We start from the raw sequence: 22,706 nt of genomic DNA, 5'->3' as shown, positions 1-22,706 counted from the left end.
ATGAGCGGGATCAACGGGTCGGGCCTCGCGGGGGCGCGCGAGCGCCGGGTGAGCACCGGCGGCATCGAACTGTGCGTCGTCGAGCTCGGGGAGGCGGACCGGCCGACCGTGGTGCTCGTGCACGGGTACCCGGACAGCAAGGAGGTCTGGTCGGAGGTCGCGGAGCGGCTGGCGGCCCGCTTCCACGTGGTGCTCTACGACGTACGCGGCCACGGGCGCTCCACGGCTCCGGTGCCCCTGCGCGGCGGCTTCACCCTGGAGAAGCTGACCGACGACTTCCTGGCGGTGGCGGACGCGGTGAGCCCGGACCGTCCGGTGCACCTGGTCGGCCACGACTGGGGCTCCGTACAGGGCTGGGAGTTCGCGACCGTCGCCCGCACCGAGGGCCGGATCGCCTCCTTCACCTCGATCTCGGGCCCCTCCCTGGACCACTTCGGGCACTGGATCAAGAAGCGGATGTCCCGGCCCACCCCGCGCCGGGCCGCGCAGCTCCTCGGCCAGGGCGCCAAGTCCTGGTACGTGTACATGCTGCACACCCCCGTTCTCCCGGAGCTCGCCTGGCGCGGGCCGCTCGGCAAGCGGTGGCCCCGGATGCTCGAGCGCGTGGAGAAGGTCCCGGCCGGCTCCTACCCGACGGCCTCGCTGCCCTCGGACGCGGCGCACGGAGCCTGGCTCTACCGCGACAACGTGCGGCCCCGGATGCGCAGGCCGCGCCCCGACGCGTACGCGCACGTACCCGTCCAGCTGATCACCCCGACCGAGGACGCGTTCCTCTCCGAGCGGCTCTACGACGACCTGGAGCGGTGGGCCCCCGATCTGGTGCGGCGCACCCTGCCCGCCAAGCACTGGGTGCCGCGGACCCGGCCCGACCAGCTGACCGCGTGGATCACGGAGTTCGTCACCGCCCGGGAGGAGCCCGCCGCCCGGGCACCGGAGCAGAAGGCCCCGGGCAGGTACGCCGACCGGTTCGGCGGCCAGCTGGTACTGGTCACCGGCGCCGCCAGCGGCATCGGCCGGGCCACCGCGTTCGCGTTCGCCGAGGCCGGGGCCCGGGTGGTGTGCGTGGACCGCGACGCGGAGGGTGCGGCCCGTACGGCCGACATGGCGCGGCTCGTCGGGGCCCCCGAGGCCTGGGGCGAGTGCGTCGACGTCGCCGACGAGCAGGCGATGGGGAAGCTCGCGGCGAAGACCGCCGCCGAGTACGGCGTCGTGGACGTCCTGGTCAACAACGCCGGGATCGGCCTCTCGGGGCCCTTCCTGGAGACCACCTCGGAGGACTGGAAGAAGGTCCTCGACGTCAACCTGTGGGGTGTCATCCACGGCTGCCGGATCTTCGGCAGGCAGATGGCCGAGCGCGGGCAGGGCGGCCACATCGTCAACACCGCCTCCGCCGCCGCCTACCTGCCGTCCAAGACCCTGCCCGCGTACAGCACGTCGAAGGCCGCCGTGCTGATGCTGAGCGAATGCCTGCGCGCCGAGCTCGCCTCGCGGTCGATCGGGGTCTCCGCGATCTGCCCCGGCATCGTCAACACCAACATCACCGCCACCTCGCGCTTCGCCGGGGTGGACGCGGCGGAGGAGAAGCGCCGCCAGGAGCGCTCCTCGCGGCTGTACGGGCTGCGCAACTTCCCGCCGGAGAAGGTCGCCGAGGCGATCCTGCGGGCGGTGGTGCGCAACGAGGCCGTGGTGCCCGTGACCCCCGAGTCGAAGGGCGCCCTGTGGATGTCCCGGTTCGCGCCGGGCGCCCTGCGGCGGCTCGCGAAGCTGGAGCCCCGGCTGTGAGCGCGACAGAGCCCGGCACGGCCATATCCCGCTCCTTCCGGCGGTCGTACCATCCCTCGCAGGAGGGCTCGCTGCGCAGGGCGGTCGAGTACCTTGCGGCTTCGCCTGCCGCCCGGGCCGCGGCGGCCGCGGTCGGCCGAGCCGCCATGTCGTAGGGAGCCGGGATTGTCAGAACAGGCGGTGGCCGAGTACCGGATCGAGGATCTCGCGCACCACAGCGGGGCGACGGTGCGCACGATCAGGGCGTACCAGGACCGCGGGCTGCTGCCGAAGCCGGAGCGGCGCGGCCGCTCCAACGTCTACCGGGACACGCATCTGGCGCGGCTGCGCCAGATCGCCGATCTGCTGGACCGCGGCTACACCCTGGCCTCCATCAAGGAGCTGCTGGAGGCCTGGGACGCCGGGCGCGGGCTCGGCGGGGTGCTGGGGCTCGTCGCCGAGGTGCACGGCCCGTGGACCGACGAGGAGGCCGCGCGCATCAGCCGGGCCGAGCTGAACGAGCGGTTCGGCGGCCTGCCCGATGACGACGCGGTGGGCGAGGCGTGCGAGCTGGGGGTGCTGGAGGCGATCCCGGGGCGCCCGGACGAATTCCTGGTGCCCTCCCCGCAGGAGCTGACGGTGGCCGCCGAGCTGTACGCGGCCGGGGTGCCGCTGTCGGCGATCACCGGACACCTGCGGGAGCTGCGCGGGCAGGTGGAGCACATCGCCTCCCGCTTCCTGGAGTTCACCACCGAGCACGTCTTCGCCCGCTACCTCGGGGAGGTCCCGCCGACGGACGCGGACGCGGCGGAGGCGGCGACGATGGTACGGAGACTGCGCCCCCTGGCCCAGCAGACGGTGGACGCCGAGCTGGCCCGGGCGATGCGGCTGTTCGCGACCCGGCATCTGCAGCGCCACCTGGGGGCTGCCGGGGCCCCGCAGCCCTCGGGACCCGCGTCGGTGGCCCTGCCCGCGGAGACGGTACGGGCGGTGCAGGAGCTGGTCGGCGCCGAGCACGTGGGGGAGTTCGTCCGGGCCGCGACGGAGCGGGAGCTCCAGGCCCGGACGATGAACGAGCTGGCCCGCCGGGGCGGCGGATAACGGCCGGTGGCATCCGGTCGGTAGTCCACAGGGCGGATCACTCGTTTGCCCTCAAAACCGACCCAACCAGCTGTGGAAAAGCCGGTGTTTCCTGTGGGCAACTCTGTGGACAGCCCTGTGGAATCCCGTGCGGCCGGGTCAACCAATGGTCTCGTAGGCGGGGTTCACCGGGCTGATGGCGCCGGCGGAGCCGGTGACTCTGACGACGTCGGCCGGCGCTTGCCGCTCACCGCGGCGGGTGCTCCCGTACAGGAGTGCGGCGAGGGCCAGGCCCAGGACGCCGCCGACCACCTGGGCCGCGATGAATCCGGGCAGCGACCGCGGGGCGATCCCGGTGAAGGAGTCGCTGAAGGCGCGCCCGATGGTGCCCGCCGGGTTGGCGAAGGAGCCGGACGAGGTGAACCAGATCGCGGCGGCGATGTACCCGGCGACCGCGGCCGGGATCAGCTTCGGACGCCCGATGCGCTCCAAGCCCTGGATGACGAGGACGAGCCCGGCGGTGGCGACGATCTCGCCGACGAGCAGGTGGCCGCCGCCCCGGATCTGCGTGGAGAAGGTGCCGGGCGCACGGCCGAACATCACCTCGGCGAGAACGGCCCCGCCGATGGCCCCGGCGGTCTGGGCGGCGGTGTAGACGAGGGCCTCCCTGCCGCCGAGCCCCTCGCCGCCGGTCCGGCGGGCCCACCAGGAGGTGAGGGTGACGACAGGATTGAGGTGGGCTCCGGACAGCGGCCCGAAGAGGGTGATGATCAGGCCGAGGCCGATGGCCGAGGCGAGCGAGTTGGCGACGAGGGCGACACCGGTGTCACGGCTGAGTTCGGCGGCTTGGATACCGGAACCGATCACGACCACGAGAAGGCCGGCGGTGCCGACGAGCTCGGCGACCGCGCGGCGCGGCAGGGAAGCGTGGATTGTCATGGGTTCTCCCCCTGGGCGGCAGTACAGCGGAAAATGTATTCCGTATCTTGGAAACGCGATAGAGGGTGTCTCACGGTGTCCCAGGGCGGCGGAGCACCGATAAATCCCTGCTCGACCCCCGCCCGACCCGGCAAGCTGGGCCCATGGACGACAGACGCACCGTGAAGGTGTCCAAATACGTCTCGAAACATCTGCGGCATCAGCCGGAACGCATCGGACTGGTGCTCGACCCCCAGGGCTGGGTGGAGATCGACGATCTTCTCCGCGCGGCCGCCGCCCACCGCTTCCCCATCAGCCGGGCCGAGCTCGACCACGTCGTGGCGGCCAACGACAAGCAGCGGTTCGCCGTCGAGGGCACCCGCATCCGCGCCAACCAGGGCCACACCGTTCCCGTGGACCTGGACCTGCCGGAGGCCGAACCGCCCGCGTACCTCTACCACGGCACCGTGGCCGCCGCCCTGGACGCGATCCGCGCCGAGGGCCTGCGCCCCATGGCCCGCCACCACGTGCACCTGTCCCCCGACCGGGAGACCGCGACCCGCGTGGGCGCGCGGCGCGGCCGGCCCGTCGTGCTCTCCGTGGACGCCGCGGCGATGCGCGCGGCCGGGCACGTGTTCCGGATCAGCGCCAACGGGGTGTGGCTGGCGGAGGCCGTGCCGCCGCAATTCCTGCGCTTCTCCTAGCGCGGGAATTCAAACGAGATTGTCAGATCATCCCCCTACTCTGTTCCTCATTCCGATCCGTGAGGGGGGTACCTCGCGATCGCCGAACCATCCATGCGAGTACGCGAGGTGACGCCCCATGACGTCCGCATCCTCTTCCTCCACCCATTCCGACCCTGCCGCCAACAGCTTCCAAGTCGATCTGCGCGGCCTGGTCGACCTGCTCTCCCACCACCTCTACTCCAGCCCGCGCGTCTACGTCCGCGAGCTGCTGCAGAACGCGGTGGACGCCGTCACCGCCCGTCAGGCACTCGACCCGGAGGCGGAGATCCGCATCCGCCTGTCGGCGTCCGCGGGCCGGGTGACCATCGAGGACAGCGGCATCGGCCTGACCGCCGCCGAGGCCCACTCCCTCCTCGCCACCATCGGCCGCAGCTCCAAGCGCGGCGGCGACCACGGCCTCGAGACCACCCGCCGGGAGTTCCTCGGCCAGTTCGGCATCGGTCTGCTCGCCTGCTTCGTCGTGGCCCGCCAGATCCGGGTCATCACCCGTTCCGCCCGCGACCCCCGGGCCGCACCCGTCGAATGGCTGGCCACGGACGACGGCTCCTACACCGTCCGCGAACTGCCCGACGAGACCCGCCGGGAACCCGGCACCACCGTGATCCTGCAGGCCCGCCCGGGTGCCGAGGAATGGACCGTGCCCGCCAAGGTCGAGCAGCTGGCCCGCGACTACGGCTCCCTGCTCCCGTACGACATCACCTTCACCGAGGGCGAGCGCGAGGGCGGCGAGGCCGGCGAGCCGCGGGGCATCACCGACCGGCCCGCCGTGTGGGACCGCCCCTTCCCCACCCCCGCCGCGCGCCGCGTCGCGCTCGCCGGCCACTGCTCGCAGCTCTTCGGCTTCACCCCGCTCGACAGCATCGACCTCGACCTGCCCGTCGCCGGGGTGCGCGGAGTGGCGTACGTCCTCCCCGAACCGACCAGCCCCGCCCACCGGGCCGGACACCGCGTCCACCTCAAGGGCATGCTGCTCACCGACCACGCCGACAACCTGCTGCCGGACTGGGCGTTCTTCGTCCGCGCGGTCATCGACACGGACACCCTGCGGCCCACCGCTTCGCGCGAGAACCTCTACGACGACGAGACCCTGTCCGCCGTGCGGGAAGCCCTCGGCGCCCGGGTCCGGGCCTGGCTCGCCGAGCTCGCCGCGAGTGAACCGGAGCGCCTGGCAGCCTTCCTGAGCGTCCACCACCTCGGGGTGAAGTCCCTGGCCCGGCACGACGCCGAGCTGCTCGGCCTGATGCTGCCCTGGCTGCCGTTCGAGACGAGCGAGGGCTCGATGAGCCTCCAGGAGTTCACGGCGGCCCACACCGAGATCCACTTCACGCGGACCGTCGAGGAGTTCCGTCAGATCGCCCCGATCGCGGCCGCACACGGCCTCGGCGTCATCAACGCCGGATACACGTACGACGCCGACCTGCTCGCCCTGCTGCCCGCCGTCCGGCCGGACCTCAAGGTCATGGAGCTGGACGCCGGGGCCGTCACCGAGCGCCTCGACCCGGTCCCGACCTCCGCCGAACTGGCCCTCGCCCCCTTCCTGTCCACGGCCCGCACCCGACTGGAGGCACAGGGCTGCGATGTCGTGCTGCGTGCCTTCCAGCCCGTGTCCGTCCCCGCGCTCTACCTCGACGACCGCCAGGCCCGACAAGAGCGCGACCGCACCGCGGCGCTGGACAGCGCCGACTCCCTGTGGAGCGGAATCCTCGGCGCGCTGCGCGGCTCCGCACCGCGCGCCCGTCTGGTCCTCAACCACAACAACCCGCTGATCCGCCGGATCTCGGCCCTGCCCGACGAGGCGCTGACCGGCACCGCCGTCGAGTCGCTGTACGGGCAGGCGCTGCTGATGTCCCAGCGGCCGCTGCGCCCCGCCGACTCCACGCTGCTCAACCGGGCCTTCCTCGGGCTCCTGGAATGGGCGACCCACTCCACCGACTCCCCGGAGGGACAGAAGTGACCATGCTGACGCGCGAGGAGATCGAACAGGGTCTGGCCGAGAACAGGAGCTCCCCGAACGGAGCCGCGCGCAACGCGCACGCCGAGGTGCTGGTGGGCGCGGCGGAGGCGATCGGAGACGGGGCCCTGTTCCGCACGGCCCTGGACAACCTGATCAACGCCTACCTCTGGAGTGCCGAGTCCTCGAAGATGCTGGTGCCCTTCGCCCGGCTGCTCCAGGAGTACGACAAGGACCCCGGCTCCTTCGGCCGGTGGGACGCCCACTCGCTGTTCTGGCAGTTCAAGTGGGTGGCCACGGCCATCAGCGACTCCCCCGAGATCCCGCTGGAGTCCGCCGTCGGCTGGTTGGACGAGATGGAGCGCCGCTACCGGATCGCCGGCTACAGCGAGCGGCCGGTTCGCGAGTCCGAGCTGTGGCTCGCCGACGCGATCGGCGACGACGACCGCGCCGAGCGGGCCCACCGCGCCTGGCTGGCGGCCGACCGCGACGACATGAGCGACTGCCACGCCTGCGAGCTCAACGGCCAGGGCGCCTACGCCGTGCTGCGTGGGGACGACGCCCGGGCCCTTGAGCTCTGGCAGCCCGTCCTGGCGGGCGAGCGGACCTGCGCCGAGGAACCCCACCGGCTGCTCGCCACCTCGCTGCTGCCCCTGCTGCGCCTGGGCCGCTTCGACGATGCCCGTTCGCACCACGTGCGCGGCTACCGCATGGCCCGCGGCAACGAGAGCCTGCTGCCCTCGATCGGCAAGCACATCGAGTTCTGCGCCCTGAGCGGCAACGAGTCGCGCGGCCTGGAGATCCTCGCCGAGCACGCCGCCCACATGAGCCCCCTGGTCAATGTCGACGACCAGATGGCCTTCCACGGCGGCATCCTGGTACTGCTGCGCCGGCTGACGGAGCTGGGGCACGGCCAGAGCCCGGCCGTCCCGTACGAGGGCGTCCCGCACACGGTCTCCGAGCTGTACGAGGTGCTGCGCGCGAGCTCGCTCGAGATCGCCCGCCGGTTCGACGCCCGCAACGGCACCACCCGGGTCTCCGACCGTTTCCTGGCCCGGATCGGGCGGGAGCCGCTGGTCGGCGTACTGCCGCTGGGGGTGCGCAGCGGCGCGCTGCCGCGGCCGGCCGCCGCCGTGAGCGCGGCCACGGCCGTGCCCGCGCCGCCCGCGGCCGATGTCGAGGAGCTGGTGGAACGGGCCCGGCAGGCCCGGGAACAGCGGCACCCGGCGGCGGACGCGCTCTGGGCCGAGCTCGGCGTACGGGTGGACGCGCGCCCGGAGGACGAGGTGGACCCGCTGCTCGCGGCCGACGTCGCGGACCAGCGGGCCCTGACGGCGGCGCGCGGCGGGGCCCCGAACGCGGCGGAACTGCTGGAGGCGGTCCGCGACCGCTACCGCGAGCTCGGCCAGTCGGAGCGCGCCGCACTGGTCGAGCTGCGGCTGGCCAGCGCGGCCGCGCAGTCCGGCGCCGAACCGCGGCGGATCCGCGAGCTGCTGGCGGTGGCGCTGAAGTCCGCCGAGGCGCTGGACGCGGACGAGCCTCTGCGCGGCCGCCGGATCGCATTGGCGGAGCTGTCGTCGATCCGCGTGGAGTCGTACCTGCGCTCGCTGGAGGCGGGCCCCGAGCACGAGCACCTCCACGAGCCGGGACAAGACCACGGGCACGGTGAGCTGGCGGCCGAACTCGACGCATTCGTCGCCGCGTACGAGCACGCCCTGCCCGATCTGGCAGCCGAGGCCGAGGAGATGCTGGGCCGCGTCGCGCTGTCGCAGGGTGAGCCCGAGCGAGCCCTGCCGCTGCTGGCCGCGTCCGCGGCGCGCGCGGTGTCGGCCGGTCTTCCCTGGCAGGCGGTGGACGCGCTGGTGCTGCGGGCCGGTGTGCTGATGTCCGTGGAGCGGCCCGAGGAGGCCGAGGAGGCGGCGCGTTCCGCGCTGGAGCACTCCGCAGAGGTGACGGAGGCCGAGACGCAGGGCGTCGTACGGCTCACCCTCGCGGACATCCTGCTGCGCCGCACCGATGCCGGGGCGGAAGCGGCCGAGCACGCCCTCACCGCGGCGCACTGGTTCGACCAGGCGGGTCTGACCGCCGACGGCGGGGCGCAGGCCCGGCTGGTGCTGGCCCGGGCGTACGCGCGGGAGGGCCGACACGCCGACGCGGCGGAGGTGCTGCAGTCGACCCTGCCCGATCTGCTGGAGCACGGCGAGGGACAGGCCGTGTCCGTACGGGAGTTCCTCGGCGATCTGCTGCGGCAGCTGGGCGACTCCCGGGCGGCGGCGGAGCAGTACCTGCTGGCGGCGGAGGTGGCCAAGGGCTGGGAGGACACCCGCCCGCAGGCCGCCCTGGCGCAGGCGGCCGCGGAACAGCTGTCCGCCGCGCGCCTGGACCAGGAGGCGCTCGCCGCCTACGAGCGGTCCCTGGAGCTGTACCGGATGACGGGGGACGCCCCGGTCGCCGAGGTACGGATCCTGCGCTCCCTGGCCTGGATGGCTCCGCGCGCAGACGCCAACGAGGCGGCGTGGGCGCGGGCGCGGGACCTGATGGGCCAGGCCGCCGGGGTCCTGGAGGCCGCTCTGGCCGAGGCCGGACCGGCCGGGAGCGCGGAGGCCGGCGAGGGCCGGGCCGCCCCGCAGCTGCGGGCCGAGCTCGCCCAGACCTGGCTGCAGCTGGCGCAGCTGCTCGACTGGCGGGTCACCTCGTACGAGCAGGCCGAGGACGACGAGGACGGCGGGGGCGGTGAGGGCTCCCGCCGCCTCAAGGTGGACGCCGAGGCGCTGAGGCGGGAGGAGATCGAACTGACCGCGCGGGCCGGTGACCTGTACGCGGAACTGGGCCCGGACCATCTGGGGGACAGGCTCCAGTGCGTGCAGTACGCCGCCTGGACCGAGCAGGAGATCGGTCGAGAAGAGGCGGGAGCCGCTCGGCTCTCGGAACTGATCGAGGAGTTCCGGGCCATGCCCGAGGGGGTCCCGGACGAGCTGCTGGAGCGCGCCCAGTCCACCCTGGACAGCCTGCGGTCCTGAGCGGGATGCCCCCGTCGCCCTGCGGCGACGGGGGCGTCCTCGCCGTTTCAGCCGTTCAGCTGGGCCAGGCCCTCGGTGGCAATCTGCTCGAAGACGTTCTCGTCGGCGGCGAACTCGGAGTCCGGGATCGGCGCGTGGATCACGATCTCGGTGATGCCGAGCTCCCGGTGGCGGCCGGCGAAGTCGACGAACGCGTCGACGGAGTCCAGCATCGTGTTGCGGTCCGGGGTGAAGCCGGTCAGCAGGATCTTCCCCATCGGCTCGGACGCGCGCCCGATCTCGGCGCATGCCTTGTCGAGCCGGCCCAGCTGGCCGCGGATGGCCTCCCGCGACTGCTCGGGAGTGCCCTCGTCGAAGAGCTTCGGATCACCGGTGGTCACCCAGGCCTGGCCGTGGACGGCGGCCAGCTTCATTCCCCGCGGGCCGTTTCCGGCGACGGCGAAGGGCAGTCGCGGCCGCTGCACACAGCCGGGGATGTTGCGGGCCTCCTCGGCGGAGTAGAAGGTGCCCCGTTCGCTGATCTCGGTCTCGGTGAGCAGTCGGTCCAGCAGCGGTACGAACTCCGCCAGGCGGTCAGCGCGCTCGCGCGGGGTCCAGGGGTCCTGACCCAGGGCGGTGGCATCGAACCCGTTGCCACCGGCGCCGATCCCGAGGGTGATCCGGCCGCCGGAGATGTCGTCGAGCGACATCAGCTCCTTGGCCAGCGTCACCGGGTGCCGGAAGTTCGGCGAGGTGACGAGCGTGCCCAGGCGCATCTTCTCGGTGGCGGTGGCCGCCGCGGTCAGGGTCGGGATCGCGCCAAACCACGGCCGGTCGCGGAAGGAGCGCCAGGTCAGGTGGTCGTAGGTGTACGCGGTGTGGAACCCGAGCCGCTCGGCTCGCACCCACTGGTCACGGCCGCCCTCACGCCACGGACGTACCGGGAGGATCACAGTGCTCAGAAGCAGACTCATGCGTTCGAGCCTACGGCCCCGCCGATGTTTCACGTGAAACATCGTTCGTCCCCGGTTCACCGCGGGCATCCGCCCGGCCGCCACCGGGGGAGAAACATCGCCATCCGGTGCAGGAGCCGGGCCCACTCTGGTCGGCTGTGGCAAGGCCATGGGCGAAGATGGATCCGTGACCTCGGCTCCCCAGCGCCCGGAAGGGCCAACCCCCACTCCCCGGCTCATCGCCACCGACCTCGACGGCACCCTGCTGCGCGACGACAAATCCGTCTCGCACCGCACGGTCGCGGCGCTCGCCGCCGCCGAGGAGGCCGGGATCGAGGTCTTCTTCGTGACCGGCCGCCCGGCCCGCTGGATGGACGTGGTCAGCGACCACGTCCACGGCCACGGCCTGGCGATCTGCGCGAACGGGGCCGCGGTGGTCGATCTCCACGCCGGCCGAGAGTTCGTGCAGGTCCGCGCGCTGCTGCGGGCCACTGCGCTGACGGTCGTGGAGACGCTGCGCGCTGCTGCGCCGGGCACTTCCTTCGCGGTCGAGATGACCACCGGCATCAACTACGAACCGCTGTACCCGCCCTTCTTCCAGGACCCGGGTGCCCATGTGGCCACCGCCGAGAAGCTGCTGGAGGAGGAGACGGACGACGCCTCCACTCCCGTCCTCAAGCTGCTCGCGCACCATGCCGAGCTCGCCCCGGACGAGTTCCTGGCACTCGCCCGCTCGGCCGCCGGCACCTACGCGTCGATCACCCGCTCCAGCCCCACCGCCCTGCTGGAGATCAGCGGACCGGGGGTCTCCAAGGCCAGCACCCTGGAGCTGTGCTGCGCCGAGCGCGGTATTTCCCCCGCCGAGGTCGTCGCCTTCGGTGACATGCCGAACGACGTGGAGATGCTCCGCTGGGCGGGCACTTCGTACGCGATGGGCAATGCCCACCCGGACGTGATAGCGGCCGCCTCCGGCCGTACGGTCGCCAACAACGAGGACGGCGTCGCCGTCGTCATCGAGCGCATCCTCGAGGAACGCGCCGCACACCGGCCCTAGAACGGCGTCAGGCGAGTCAGAGCGGGTGGCGGCCCGGGGACGTCAGAGGGGGGCCTCCCACACCAGGGTGGTCCCACTGCCGTCCTCCCCGATGCCGGGGCCGTACGAGCTGGACCCGCCCAGCGACTCGGCCCGCCGACGCAGATTCCGCAGCCCGCTGCGCCGGCCGCCCTCAGGGATGCCCACCCCGTCGTCGGCGACCTCCAGCCGCACCCCGGGCCGCCCGTCGGCCAGTGTGCCGGTGCAGTCCACGACCACCTCGATCCGTGACGCCTCCGCGTGCCGGAAGGCGTTCGACAGGGCCTCGCGCAGCGCCGCGATCAGGTTCTTGCCCACCAGCTCGCCGACCATCGTGTCGATCGGGCCGAGGAACCGGTGCGCCGGCTTGAAGCCCAACGGCACGGCGGCCATGTTGATCTCCCGCAGGACCCGGGTGCGCAGGCCCGACGGAGCCTCGGCCGGCCCCTGCTGGAGCGCGAAGATCGCGGTACGGATCTCCTGGATCGTCACGTCCAGCTCGTCCACGGCCTTGCCTACCCCGTCGACGACCTCGGGCACGACGGAGCGCCGCTGGGCGCCCTCCAGCATCATCCCGGTGGCGAACAGCCGCTGGATGACCAGGTCGTGCAGGTCCCGGGCGATCCGGTCGCGGTCCTCGAACACCGCGAGCCGCTCCCGGTCGCGCTGCGCCTCGGCCATCATCAGCGCGAGCGCCGCCTGGGAGGCGAACTGGGTGGCCAGGGTCCGCTCGGCCTCGCTGAACGGTCGCTTGCCGCGGGCCCGCGGTGTCACCAGCGCACCCAGCACCCGCCCGCCGCTGTGCAGGGGCAGCATCATGCAGGGGCCGTACTGGCTGGTCAGTCGGCTGATCGTGCGGGGATCGCCGGCGGCGTCCTCCACGAAGACGGGCTCGCCCTCGAGCAGCTTCGCCACCACCGGGCTCTCGGCCGGGATCACCAGGCCGAGCGAGGTGGCCGCGTTCTCGGCGGAGACGGCGACGATCTCCATGCCGCCCTCCTCGGCCGGCAGCATCACGATTCCGGCGGCGGAATCCGCCAGGTGGCGGGCCTGCTCGGCCACCACCGAGAGGGCGTCGTCCGCGTCCCCTCCCGACAGCAGGGCGGTCGTGACGGCCACCGAGCCGTCGATCCACCGCTCCCGCTGGGTGGCGGCCTCGTACAGCCGGGCATTGCCGATGGCGATGCCCGCCTCGGTGGCCAGGACCCGGACCATGTGGACGTCGTAGTCGTTGAACCGGCCGCCGCCGTTCTTCTCGGCGAGGTACAGATTGCCGAAGATCTCCCCCTGTACCCGGATCGGGACGCCGAGGAAGGTCTTCATGGGCGGGTGGTGCGCCGGGAACCCGGCCGAGCGCGGGTCCTTCGTGAGATCGGCGAGCTGCACCGTGTCGGGATGGGAGATCAGCGCACCGAGCAGACCCCGCTTCCCGTCCGGCCGGTGCCCGATCTTCCGGGCCGTCTCGGCGTCGATGCCGAAGGTGACGAAGTCCGACAGCCCGCGGCCCTCGGTGTCGACGACCCCGATCGCTGCGTACCGGGCGTCCGCGAGCTCGGCAGCCGTTTCGCAGATGCGGTCGAGGGTGGAGTGCAGTTCGAGACCGGTGCCCACGGAACGCATGGCCTCCAGCAGTTGTGGCACCCGGGCAGTGAGCTCGGTGGAGAGGCCCTGCAGACTCCGGGTGGCCTGGGTTGCTGCCTCCAGCGGGTCAGGGGTTCCGGGTGGTGACTCCGGCGGTTCCTGCGACTCCTGCAACGACATGCCCTTGAGCCTAGTTAGTCCCTTTTACCGGGGAAAGTCGGCCAGGGAGCCATCGGCCGCCCGCTCCCGCTCCAGCAGGTTCCGCAGGGGACCCTCGACGGCGGCCAGCTCGGCGTACGTACCGCGCTGCACGACCGCTCCTTGATCCAGTACGAGCACTTCGTCGACCGCCTCCAGCCCGGCCAGCCGGTGCGTGATCAGCACGGTGGTGCGGCCCTCGGTAGCGGCGAGCAGATCTGCCGTCAGGGCGTCCGCGGTCACCAGATCCAGGTGCTCGGCCGGCTCGTCGAGTACGAGGACGGGGAAGTCGGCGAGCAACGCCCTGGCCAGGGCCAGCCGCTGGCGCTGGCCTCCGGAGATCCGCTCGCCGTGCTCGCCGACCAGCGTGTCCAGCCCGTCCGGGAGGCCGTCGGCCCACTCCAGCAGCCGGGCCGCCGCAAGGGCCTCCCGCAGCTGCTCCTCGCTCGCCCCCGTGCGGGCCAGCCGCAGGTTCTCCCGTACCGAGCTGTCGAAGAGGTGCGCGTCCTGCGCGCACAGGCCCACCATCCGGCGGACTTCGTCGCCATCGAGCGTGCGCGCGTCGGTGCCACCCACGGTGTACGTGCCGTCGTGCGGGTCCAGGAACCGCAGCAGGACCTGGGCCAGCGAGGTCTTGCCCGCACCCGAGGAGCCGACGACCGCGATCCGTCGGCCGGCCTCCAGGGTGAGGTCCAGCCCGCGCAGCGCCTCCTGCTCCTGCCCGGGATGCCGGACGGCGAGTCCGGTCAGCCGCAGCGGGAAGGGGGAGGCCGGCACCGCGGCCGGCCGATCCGGCTCGACGACCGGGGCGGGAGCGTCGATGACCTCGTGGATCCGCTCGGCGCTGCGGCGCACCCGCTGCCGGTACTGGACGGCCTGCGGCAGCCCGTTGACCGCCTCGAAGGCGGCGAGCGGGGTCAGGACGGCCACGGCCATGGCCACTCCGGACAGCTGTCCGCCGTGCACGGCGTCGGCGGCCAGAGCCGCGGCGACCACCACCGTCAGCCCGCACACGAGGGCGGTCAGCCCGCTCCCGAGTCCGGTGGCGGCGGCTCCCCGTGCGGCGATGCCGGTCAGGGTCCGGTCGCTCTCCTTCGCGGCGTCCTTGCGTCCGGCCAGAGCTCCGGCGACGGTCAGCTCGGCGGTCCCGGTCAGCAGATCGGCCACCCGGGTGGCGAGTTCTCCCCTGGCCGGCGCCAGCCGCCGCTCCGCACGCCGGGAACAGGCTCCGCTGACCAGCGGTACCCCGACCCCGGCGGTGAGCAACCCTACGGCGAGCGCGGCACCCGCCCCGGGCAGCAGCCAGGCGGTGAAGGCGACCGACCCGGTGCCGACGAGCACCGCAGTGCCGACCGGCAGCAGCCAGCGCAGCCAGTAGTCCTGGAGGGAGTCGGCGTCGGCCACCAGGCGGGCCAGCAGGTCTCCGCGCCGCTGCTCACGCAGCCCGGCGGGCGCGATGCGCTCCAGCCGGCGGAACACCGACACCCTCAGGTCGGCGAGCATCCGCAGCACGGCGTCATGGGAGACGAGCCGCTCCGCGTACCGGAAGACGGCCCGCCCGATCCCGAAGGTCCGGGTGGCCGTGACCGCCACCATCAGGTAGAGCACCGGCGGCTGTTCCGAGGCCCGCGAGATGAGCCACCCGGAGACGGCCATCAGCCCGACGCTGCACCCGACGGCCAGGGCACCGAGCAGCAGGCCGAGCCGGAACCGCCCCTGCCAGGCCTTGGCCACGGCGCGCACCCGCCGCAGCGGATCGCCCCCGCCCGAGTCGGCGCCGCCCGCCTTGGCCGCCTTCTCGGGGGCGCTGCCGAGGATCCACTCCCCGGGGCCGGAAGGCCCGTCGTGCTTCCCGGCGAGGCCCTCGGGGGCCGCGGGTCCGTTCTTCCCGAGCCGGACGGCGGAAGGAGCCGGGAGGACCCCCACGGCGCCCACCCGCACCACCCGGTCCGCCACGGCCAGCAGCGCCGGCCGGTGGACGACCAGCAGTACGGTCCGCCCCACCGCGAGGCGTCGTACGGCATCGACCACCGCCGCCTCGGTCTCCCCGTCGAGAGCGGCCGTCGGCTCGTCCAGCAGCAGCACCGGCCGGTCGGCGAGGAACGCCCGCGCCAGTGCCAGCCGCTGGCGCTGCCCGGCTGACAGCCCGACCCCGCCTTCTCCGAGCTCCGTGTCGACACCGCGCGGCAGCGCGGCCACGAACTCCCATGCCCCGGCGTCCTTCAGCGCCCCGGCCACCGCGTCGGCGGATGCGTCCGGCCGTGCCAGCCGTACGTTCTGTGCGATCGTCCCGGCGAACAGGTGGGGCCGCTGTGGCACCCACGCGATCCGCTCCCGCCACTGTCCGAGCGACAGCGAGGCGAGGTCCACTCCTGAGATCCGCACCTGCCCCGCGGTGGGCTCGACGAAGCCCAGCAGTACCTGGAGGAGCGTGGACTTGCCCGCCCCGCTCGGCCCGGTGAGGGCGACGCACTCCCCGGGGCCGACCTCCAGCGAGACCGGTCCCGGCGAATCCTCGCCCCGGCCCTCGTAGCGGACCGCGACCCCGTCGAACTCGATCCGCAGCCCCGCGGGCGGCACCGCGGCCACGCCGCCGGCGGCGGCGACGGGGGTCTGGAGCACCTCGAAGATCTCTTCCGCGGCGGCCAGCCCCTCGGCGGCCGCGTGGTACTGCGCCCCGACCTGGCGCAGCGGCAGATACGCCTCGGGCGCCAGGATCAGGATGACCAGCCCGGTGTACAGGTCGAGCTCCCCGTGGACCAGCCGCATGCCGATGGTCACGGCGACGAGCGCCACCGACAGCGTCGCCAGCAGCTCCAGGGCGAAGGAGGACAGGAACGCGATGCGCAGGGTCCGCACCGTCGCCTGCCGGTAATCGTCGGTGATCTTGCGGATCGACTCGGCCTGGGCCTTGGCCCGGCCGAAGACCTTCAGCGTCGGCAGCCCGGCCACCACGTCCAGGAAGTGCCCCGACAGCCGGGACAGCAGCCGCCACTGGCGGTCCATCCGGGACTGGGTGGCCATGCCGATCAGCACCATGAACAGCGGGATGAGCGGCAAGGTGACCACGATGATGGCCGCCGACACCCAGTCCTCGGTGACGATCCGGGCGAGGACCGCGACCGGGACGACCACCGCGAGCCCCAGCTGGGGCAGGTAGCGGGAGAAGTAGTCGTCGAGGGCGTCCACGCCCCGGGTGGCCAGTGCCACCAGCGATCCGGTCCGCTGACCGCTCAGCCAGCCGGGTCCCAGATCCGCGGCCCGGTCCAGCAGTCGCCCCCTGAGCTGCGACTTGACCGCCGCACTGGCCCGGTGGGCGGCCAGCTCGGTGAGCCAGGCGAGCAGGCCGCGCCCCAGCGCGACCGCCGCGAGGAGGAGCAGCGGTGTCCGCAGCTCCTCGCCGTCCAGCCCCTGCTCGAAGGCCCCGACCACGATCTCGGCGATCAGCATCGCCTGGCCGACGACCAGCCCTGCCCCGGCAAGCCCCAGGGCCACCACGGCCGCCAGGAAGAGGCGGGTGGAGCGGGCGTACCGAAGCAGGCGCGGGTCGATCGGTTTCACGTGAAACATCCCCCAGAGCAGGGTCGGGCGGAAGGGTCAGGCATCCGTATGCGGTGGCTCAGTGCGCATCGGCGATGTGCTGCGTACCGATGCGCTTGCGGAACACCCAGTACGTCCAGCCCTGGTAGAGCAGGACGAGCGGCGTGGCCACTCCCGCGCACCAGGTCATGATCTTCAGGGTGTACGGGCTGGACGAGGCGTTGGTGACCGTGAGGTTCCAGGCGTCGTTCAGCGAGGACGGCATGACGTTCGGGAAGAGCGTCAGGAAGAGCATGGCGACCGCGGCGGCGATGGTGATCCCGGACAGGGCGAACGACCAGCCCTCGCGGCCCGCGAGGTTGAAGCCCAGGGCTCCGACCAGGGCCAGGACCGCGACGGCCATGGCGATCAGGCTCTTGCCGTCACCGCGCGAGGCCTGCGTCCAGATCAGGAAGACGAGGGCCAGCACGGCGGTGAGCGCACCGAGTCGGGTCGCCAGCGCGCGTGAGCGGTCGCGGATGTCCCCGACCGTCTTGAGTGCGGTGAACACCGTCCCGTGGAAGGTGAAGAGGGTGAGCGTGACGAGTCCGCCGAGCAGGGAGTAGACGTTGAGCAGGTCGAAGAGACTGCCCACGTACTCCATGTGCTCGTCGATCTTCACTCCGCGCACGATGTTGGCGAAGGCCACACCCCACAGGAACGCGGGGATCAGCGAGGTCCAGAAGATGGCGTGTTCCCAGTTGGTCTGCCACCTCTCCTCGTCCCGCTTGTGCCGGTATTCGAAGGCGACACCGCGGATGATCAGGCAGACCAGGATGAGCAGGAGCGGCAGGTAGAACCCGGAGAAGAGGGTGGCGTACCACTCGGGGAAGGCGGCGAAAGTGGCGCCGCCCGCGGTGAGCAGCCAGACCTCGTTGCCGTCCCACACGGGCCCGATCGTGTTGATCAGGACCCTCTTCTCCCGGCGGTCGCGGGCGAGCAGCTTCGTCAGGACGCCGACTCCGAAGTCGAAGCCCTCCAGGAAGAAGTAGCCGGTCCACAGGACGGCGATGAGCACGAACCAGACGTCATGGAGTTGCATGTGTGGTCCCCTCAGCCTCAGTAGGAGAAGGCCATCGGCCGGTCGGAGTTCTTGTCGTCCCCGCCGATCTTGGTGGGCGGGTTCAGGTCGGCTTCGGTCAGTTCGGGCGGGCCGAGCTTGACGTACTTCACCAGGAGCCGGACCTCGATCACCGCGAGCACGGCGTACAGGAGGGTGAAGCCGATCATCGAGGTGAGCACCTCGCCCTGAGACACGTGGGGCGAGACCGCGTCGCGGGTGCGCAGGACTCCGTAGACCACCCAGGGCTGGCGGCCCATCTCGGTGAAGATCCAGCCCCAGGAGTTGGCGATGAGCGGGAAGCCCATGGTCCAGAGGGCGACGATCCAGTACCACGTGGCGAACCGGGGGCTCAGCGCCTTCTTGAAGAGGACCAGGTGCGGGACCTCGTCCTCGCCGGTACGCAGCCCCGGAGGCAGCATGAACTTCTTCCGGGTCAGCCAGAGCCCCAGCACGCCGACGCCCAGCGAGGCCATGCCGAAGCCGATCATCCAGCGGAAGCCCCAGTAGGCGACCGGGATGTTGGGCCGGTAGTCGCCGGGTCCGAACTTCTCCTGTTCGGCCTTGTTGACGTCGTTGATGCCGGGGACGAAGGAGGTGAAGTCGTCGTTGGCCAGGAAGGACAGCAGGCCGGGGATCTCTATCGCGACCTTGTTGTGGCCCTTTTCGACGTCTCCGTAGGCGAAGACGGAGAAGGGCGCCGGCGCCTCGCCGTCCCAGAGCGCCTCCGCGGCGGCCATCTTCATCGGCTGCTGCTTGAACATCACCTTGCCGAGCAGGTCACCGCTGATGGCCGTGCCCATGCCGGCGATGATCAGCGTGACCAGGCCGAGCCGCAGCGAGGTCCGCATCACGGGGATGTGCTTCTTGCGGGCCAGGTGGAAGGCCGAGATGCCGACCATGAAGGCGCCGCCGACCAGGAAGGCCGCCGTGATGGTGTGGAAGAACTGGGTCAGCGCGGTGTTCTGCGTGAGGACCAGCCAGAAGTCGGTGAGCTCTGCCCGGCCCCGCTGCTCGTTGATCCGGTAGCCGACCGGGTGCTGCATCCAGGAATTGGCCGCGAGGATGAAGTACGCGGAGAGGATGGTGCCGATCGAGACCATCCACATGCAGGCCAGGTGGATCTTCTTCGGCAGCTTGTCCCAGCCGAAGATCCACAGGCCGATGAAGGTCGACTCGAAGAAGAAGGCGATGAGCGCCTCGAAGGCCAGCGGCGCCCCGAAGATGTCACCGACGAAGCGCGAGTAGTCGGACCAGTTCATGCCGAACTGGAACTCCTGCACGATGCCCGTGACGACACCCATGGCGATATTGATCAAGAAGAGCTTGCCCCAGAACTTGGTGGCCCTGAGGTACTTCTCCTTCCCCGAACGCACCCAGGCGGTCTGAAGGCCCGCCGTGAGCGCGGCGAGCGAGATCGTCAGCGGGACGAAGAGGAAGTGGTAGACGGTGGTGATGCCGAACTGCCATCGCGCCAACGTCTCTGGCGCCAAAGCTACGTCCACGTCGTCGTCTCCTTCGGTGCGCCGTGGTCACTGCCGCAGTTTGCCTGGCGCGTCCTACCCAATACGGGATGAAGCAGGACACGCTTGTGAACGCGTTCACATTCACAAGCATTATGTCGCACCGTCTTCGGCGGGTTTCAGCCGGGGTCCCCCCTAGCCAACGCATTCAACAGATTGTTGAATGCCGCCCATGAGGATTCGTATCTCCTGGCCCGCGGGCCAGCTCACGGCAACCCTGGACGAGACCCCGACCAGCAAGGCGCTGGCCGAGGCCCTCCCGATCTCGGCCTCCGCCAACACCTGGGGCGAGGAGGTCTACTTCGACACCGGCGTCTCGGTGGCGCTGGAACACGACGCCAGGCAGGTCGTCGACCCGGGCACGGTCGCGTTCTGGACCGAGGGCGACGCACTCGCGCTGCCCTACGGCCCCACCCCCATCTCGCGGGGAGGCGAGAGCCGCCTGGCGAGCCCGTGCAACGTGCTCGGCTCGTTCGACGGCGACCCCCGCCTGCTGTCCACCGTCCGCGACGGCGACCCGATCCGCGTGGAACTCGCGTAGCCGCTCAGGGCTCGCGCGGTCCCACGGGGTTACATCTCCTTGAAGAAGGCCTCGGCCGTGTGCAGGAAGATGTCGTTCGCCTCGGGCTCGCCGATCGTGACCCGCAGGCCCTCGCCGGCGAAGGGCCGGACCACCACACCGGCCTTCTCGCAGGCCGCCGCGAAATCGGCGGTCCGCTCCCCCAGCCGCATCCACACGAAGTTCGCCTGCGTGTCCGGCACCACGGTCCACCCCTGGCCGAGCAGCGTCTTGTGGACCCGGGCGCGCTCGCCCACCAGCGCCCCGACCCGGCCCATCAGCTCGTCCTCGGCCCGCAGCGAGGCGACCGCCGCGTCCTGGGCGAGCTGGCTGACGCCGAACGGCACCGCCGTCTTGCGCAGCGCGGCCGCCACCGGCTCGTGTGCCACCGCGAAGCCGACGCGCAGGCCGGCCAGCCCGTACGCCTTGGAGAACGTACGCAGCACGCAGACGTTCGGGCGGCTGCGGTAGAGCTCGATGCCGTCCGGCACCTCGATGTCCCGGACGAACTCGTGGTAGGCCTCGTCCAGCACCACCAGGATGTCCGAGGGCACCCGGTCCAGGAACCGCTCCAGCTCGGCGCGGCGCACCGCGGTGCCGGTGGGGTTGTTGGGGTTGCAGACGAAGATCAGCCGGGTCCGCTCGGTGATCGCGTCGAACATCGCGTCGAGGTCGTGCACGTCCCCGTCGGTCAGCGGGACCTGGACGGACGTGGCACCCGAGATCTGCGTGATGATCGGGTAGGCCTCGAAGGACCGCCAGGCGTAGATGACCTCGTCGCCCGGGCCGGCCGTCGACTGGATCAGCGACTGGGCCACGCCCACGGAGCCCGTGCCGGTGGCGATGTGCTCGACCGGCACCCCGAACCGCTCGGCGAGCTCGTTCACCAGGCCCGTGCAGGCCATGTCGGGGTAGCGGTTGAACTGTCCGGCGGCCGCGACCGCGCTCTCCAGCACCCCGGCCAGCGGCGGGTACGGATTCTCGTTCGAGGACAGCTTGTACGCGACGGGCCCGCCCGCGGCAGCGGGCTTCCCGGGCTTGTAGGTGGGAATGCCGTCCAGCTCGGCGCGCAGCTTCGGGCTCTTCTCGCTCACCGCAGGTCCTCCTCGACCGTCCCGTACGACGTCGCCGTCGACTCAATACTGCTCACCTTATGAGGATTCCGCCCTCTCGAAAATGGGCGGCGCCAGGATTGCGGGGGAGCGCACGCATATATGCGCACGCCGGTGGCCCACGCCGTGGCGCGCATCCCTCGTACAGGTGAGTTGAGACCGTCCCGAGACCGCACCTCTTTGGCATGCCCGTACCCGACGACAAACGCCCCACTCACTCTCCGCACTCAAATTCCTTCGTTTCCAAGGTCATTGGGGGTGGCTAACCATGCAGAATCGTGCCTGTCAACCCGTGCATATGCACCCGGACCACCCACCCCGCCGAGCCCTACTATCGGCTCGCCATGACAGCAGCAGGGAAGCATCAGGTGAGCCGGACCGAGACCACCCGGCGGGCCGCCGGCCGACAGGGCCGGGCCGGCATCAGGGACGTGGCCGCCGCGGCGGGCGTCTCGATCACGACCGTCTCCGACGCCCTCAATGGCAAGGGGCGGCTGCCGGACGCCACCCGCCGCCACGTTCGCGAGGTCGCCGACCGGCTGGGCTACCGCCCTTCCGCCGCGGCCCGCACCCTCCGTACCGGCAAGTCGGGCCTCATCGGCCTGACCGTGACCACGTACGGGGATGAACCTTTCACCTTCACCGAATTCGCGTACTTCGCCGAGATGGCCAGGGCCGCCACCTCCGCCGCGCTCGCCCGCGGCTACGCCCTCGTCATCCTCCCCGCCACCTCCCGACACGACGTGTGGTCCAACGTGGCCCTCGACGGCACCGTCGTCATCGACCCCTCCGACCACGATCCCGTCGTCAGCGAACTGGTCCGCCAAGGGCTCCCCGTCGTATCCGACGGCCGCCCGGCCGGCTCCCTCCCCGTCACCGCCTGGGTCGACAACGACCACGAAGCCGCCGTACTCAACCTGCTCGACCACCTCGCCGCCGCCGGCGCCCGCCGGATCGGGCTGCTGACGGGCACCACCACGGACACCTACACCCGGCTCTCCACCACCGCCTACCTCAGCTGGTGCGAGCGCGTCGGCCAGGACCCCGTCTACGAGTCCTACCCCGCCCACGACCCGTGCGCGGGCGCCGTCGCCGCGGACCGGCTGCTCGCTCGGCCCGACCGGCCCGACGCCGTCTACGGGCTCTTCGACCCCAACGGGACCGATCTGCTGGCCGCCGCCCGGCGCTACGGCCTGCGCGTCCCCGAGGACCTGCTGCTCGTGTGCTGCAGCGAGTCCACCGTGTACGCCAACACCGAACCGCCCATCACCACCCTCTCCCTCAAACCGCGGCGCATCGGCACCGCCGTCGTGCAGCTGCTGATCGACGCCATCGAGGGGGTCGACACCGGCCGCCCGGTCGAGCAGGTGGTCCCGACCGAACTGATCGTCCGCACTTCCTCACAGCGCAGGCAGCCCCGTACGACCGTCAGCCCGCCCCGTTCACCGGCCAAGGACTGACCGCCTCGGCGCGATACCGGCGGGGCCGACGGCCCCGCCGGGGATTTCCGCAACACCCATTTCGGGAGAAAGCGGCAGGAACTATTGGTTCCGCCCAGGATTCACCACCCCTGGTGCGTCACAGAGCGCGAGCCGCATTCCTATGATGGGCGCA

The 22,706-nt window shown here is 71.8% G+C and carries 15 protein-coding genes; 8 read left to right on the top strand and 7 right to left on the bottom strand.

Annotation, left to right across the window (positions count from 1 at the left end):
• Both K7B10_RS20950 and K7B10_RS20945 read left to right on the top strand, forming a co-directional pair.
• Positions 1–1,782, top strand: coding sequence for an SDR family oxidoreductase (locus K7B10_RS20950; protein ID WP_229345260.1), 1,782 nt, complete (start codon positions 1–3; stop codon positions 1,780–1,782).
• 165 nt (positions 1,783–1,947) lie between these two features.
• The gene (locus K7B10_RS20945; RefSeq protein ID WP_229337989.1) at positions 1,948–2,862 is read left to right on the top strand and encodes a MerR family transcriptional regulator; all 915 of its coding nucleotides are present in this window, start codon (positions 1,948–1,950) and stop codon (positions 2,860–2,862) included.
• Between the two features lie 138 nt (positions 2,863–3,000).
• On the opposite strand, the gene K7B10_RS20940 is transcribed toward K7B10_RS20945, so the two are convergent.
• Complete coding sequence (locus K7B10_RS20940; protein ID WP_229337987.1) at positions 3,001–3,780, bottom strand: aquaporin; 780 nt, start codon at positions 3,778–3,780, stop codon at positions 3,001–3,003.
• Between the two features lie 143 nt (positions 3,781–3,923).
• Between K7B10_RS20940 and K7B10_RS20935 the strand changes: the two genes are divergently transcribed.
• The 3 genes from K7B10_RS20935 to K7B10_RS20925 all read left to right on the top strand — a co-directional run bounded on the left by K7B10_RS20935 (position 3,924) and on the right by K7B10_RS20925 (position 9,476).
• The gene (locus K7B10_RS20935) at positions 3,924–4,463 is read left to right on the top strand and encodes an RNA 2'-phosphotransferase (RefSeq protein ID WP_229337986.1); all 540 of its coding nucleotides are present in this window, start codon (positions 3,924–3,926) and stop codon (positions 4,461–4,463) included.
• 118 nt (positions 4,464–4,581) lie between these two features.
• Positions 4,582–6,459: an HSP90 family protein gene (locus tag K7B10_RS20930; RefSeq protein WP_229337984.1), complete on the top strand. Its 1,878-nt coding sequence runs from the start codon at positions 4,582–4,584 to the stop codon at positions 6,457–6,459.
• Positions 6,456–9,476, top strand: coding sequence for an amino acid adenylation domain-containing protein (locus K7B10_RS20925; RefSeq protein ID WP_229337982.1), 3,021 nt, complete (start codon positions 6,456–6,458; stop codon positions 9,474–9,476). Before K7B10_RS20930 ends, K7B10_RS20925 begins: the two co-directional genes overlap by 4 nt.
• 47 nt (positions 9,477–9,523) lie before the next feature.
• On the opposite strand, the gene K7B10_RS20920 is transcribed toward K7B10_RS20925, so the two are convergent.
• Positions 9,524–10,429, bottom strand: a complete 906-nt coding sequence (locus tag K7B10_RS20920) for an LLM class flavin-dependent oxidoreductase (protein ID WP_229337980.1) — start codon at positions 10,427–10,429, stop codon at positions 9,524–9,526.
• 148 nt (positions 10,430–10,577) lie between these two features.
• On the opposite strand from K7B10_RS20920, the gene K7B10_RS20915 reads away from it, so the two are divergent.
• Entirely contained in the window at positions 10,578–11,462 is an 885-nt protein-coding gene (locus K7B10_RS20915; RefSeq protein WP_229337979.1) for a Cof-type HAD-IIB family hydrolase, read from the top strand.
• A 42-nt stretch (positions 11,463–11,504) separates the two neighbouring features.
• Here the strand turns inward: K7B10_RS20915 and K7B10_RS20910 are convergent, their stop codons facing one another.
• From K7B10_RS20910 to K7B10_RS20895, 4 genes are read right to left on the bottom strand one after another with little or no spacing between them, the layout of a single operon-like run.
• Positions 11,505–13,241 (bottom strand): GAF domain-containing sensor histidine kinase, encoded by a 1,737-nt coding sequence (locus tag K7B10_RS20910; protein ID WP_229337977.1) that lies wholly within the window; start codon positions 13,239–13,241, stop codon positions 11,505–11,507.
• Between the two features lie 24 nt (positions 13,242–13,265).
• Positions 13,266–16,820, bottom strand: a complete 3,555-nt coding sequence (gene cydD, locus K7B10_RS20905; RefSeq protein ID WP_229337975.1) for a thiol reductant ABC exporter subunit CydD — start codon at positions 16,818–16,820, stop codon at positions 13,266–13,268.
• Between the two features lie 58 nt (positions 16,821–16,878).
• On the bottom strand, positions 16,879–17,880 hold the full coding sequence (cydB, locus tag K7B10_RS20900) for a cytochrome d ubiquinol oxidase subunit II (RefSeq protein ID WP_229337973.1): 1,002 nt from the start codon (positions 17,878–17,880) through the stop codon (positions 16,879–16,881).
• Positions 17,881–17,897: 17 nt separating this feature from the next.
• Positions 17,898–19,403 (bottom strand): cytochrome ubiquinol oxidase subunit I, encoded by a 1,506-nt coding sequence (locus tag K7B10_RS20895; protein WP_229337971.1) that lies wholly within the window; start codon positions 19,401–19,403, stop codon positions 17,898–17,900.
• Between the two features lie 190 nt (positions 19,404–19,593).
• Here K7B10_RS20895 and K7B10_RS20890 point away from each other — a divergent pair, with 190 nt between their 5' ends.
• Positions 19,594–19,962, top strand: a complete 369-nt coding sequence (locus K7B10_RS20890) for a cyclophilin-like fold protein (protein WP_229337969.1) — start codon at positions 19,594–19,596, stop codon at positions 19,960–19,962.
• 29 nt (positions 19,963–19,991) lie between these two features.
• Here the strand turns inward: K7B10_RS20890 and hisC are convergent, their stop codons facing one another.
• Positions 19,992–21,074 (bottom strand): histidinol-phosphate transaminase, encoded by a 1,083-nt coding sequence (gene hisC, locus K7B10_RS20885; protein WP_229337967.1) that lies wholly within the window; start codon positions 21,072–21,074, stop codon positions 19,992–19,994.
• 362 nt (positions 21,075–21,436) lie between these two features.
• On the opposite strand from hisC, the gene K7B10_RS20880 reads away from it, so the two are divergent.
• The gene (locus K7B10_RS20880) at positions 21,437–22,552 is read left to right on the top strand and encodes a LacI family DNA-binding transcriptional regulator (protein ID WP_030857788.1); all 1,116 of its coding nucleotides are present in this window, start codon (positions 21,437–21,439) and stop codon (positions 22,550–22,552) included.
• The last annotated feature ends 154 nt before the right edge of the window (positions 22,553–22,706 follow it).

The organism is Streptomyces flavotricini (assembly GCF_020639365.1).
Classification (GTDB): Bacteria; Actinomycetota; Actinomycetes; order Streptomycetales; family Streptomycetaceae; genus Streptomyces; species Streptomyces flavotricini.
Note: the sequence above shows the minus strand (reverse complement) of the source record. Positions and strands in the feature narration are given on the sequence as shown.

What these genes read in the sequence shown, in the direction of transcription:
- K7B10_RS20920 (WP_229337980.1), bottom strand. Translation starts at nt 10,429, where the DNA reads ATGAGTCTGCTTCTGAGCACTGTGATCCTCCCGGTACGTCCGTGGCGT.
- K7B10_RS20935 (WP_229337986.1), top strand. Translation starts at nt 3,924, where the DNA reads ATGGACGACAGACGCACCGTGAAGGTGTCCAAATACGTCTCGAAACAT.
- K7B10_RS20880 (WP_030857788.1), top strand. Translation starts at nt 21,437, where the DNA reads ATGACAGCAGCAGGGAAGCATCAGGTGAGCCGGACCGAGACCACCCGG.
- cydB (WP_229337973.1), bottom strand. Translation starts at nt 17,880, where the DNA reads ATGCAACTCCATGACGTCTGGTTCGTGCTCATCGCCGTCCTGTGGACC.
- K7B10_RS20915 (WP_229337979.1), top strand. Translation starts at nt 10,578, where the DNA reads ATGGGCGAAGATGGATCCGTGACCTCGGCTCCCCAGCGCCCGGAAGGG.
- K7B10_RS20940 (WP_229337987.1), bottom strand. Translation starts at nt 3,780, where the DNA reads ATGACAATCCACGCTTCCCTGCCGCGCCGCGCGGTCGCCGAGCTCGTC.
- K7B10_RS20950 (WP_229345260.1), top strand. Translation starts at nt 1, where the DNA reads ATGAGCGGGATCAACGGGTCGGGCCTCGCGGGGGCGCGCGAGCGCCGG.
- K7B10_RS20890 (WP_229337969.1), top strand. Translation starts at nt 19,594, where the DNA reads ATGAGGATTCGTATCTCCTGGCCCGCGGGCCAGCTCACGGCAACCCTG.
- K7B10_RS20930 (WP_229337984.1), top strand. Translation starts at nt 4,582, where the DNA reads ATGACGTCCGCATCCTCTTCCTCCACCCATTCCGACCCTGCCGCCAAC.
- K7B10_RS20910 (WP_229337977.1), bottom strand. Translation starts at nt 13,241, where the DNA reads ATGTCGTTGCAGGAGTCGCAGGAACCGCCGGAGTCACCACCCGGAACC.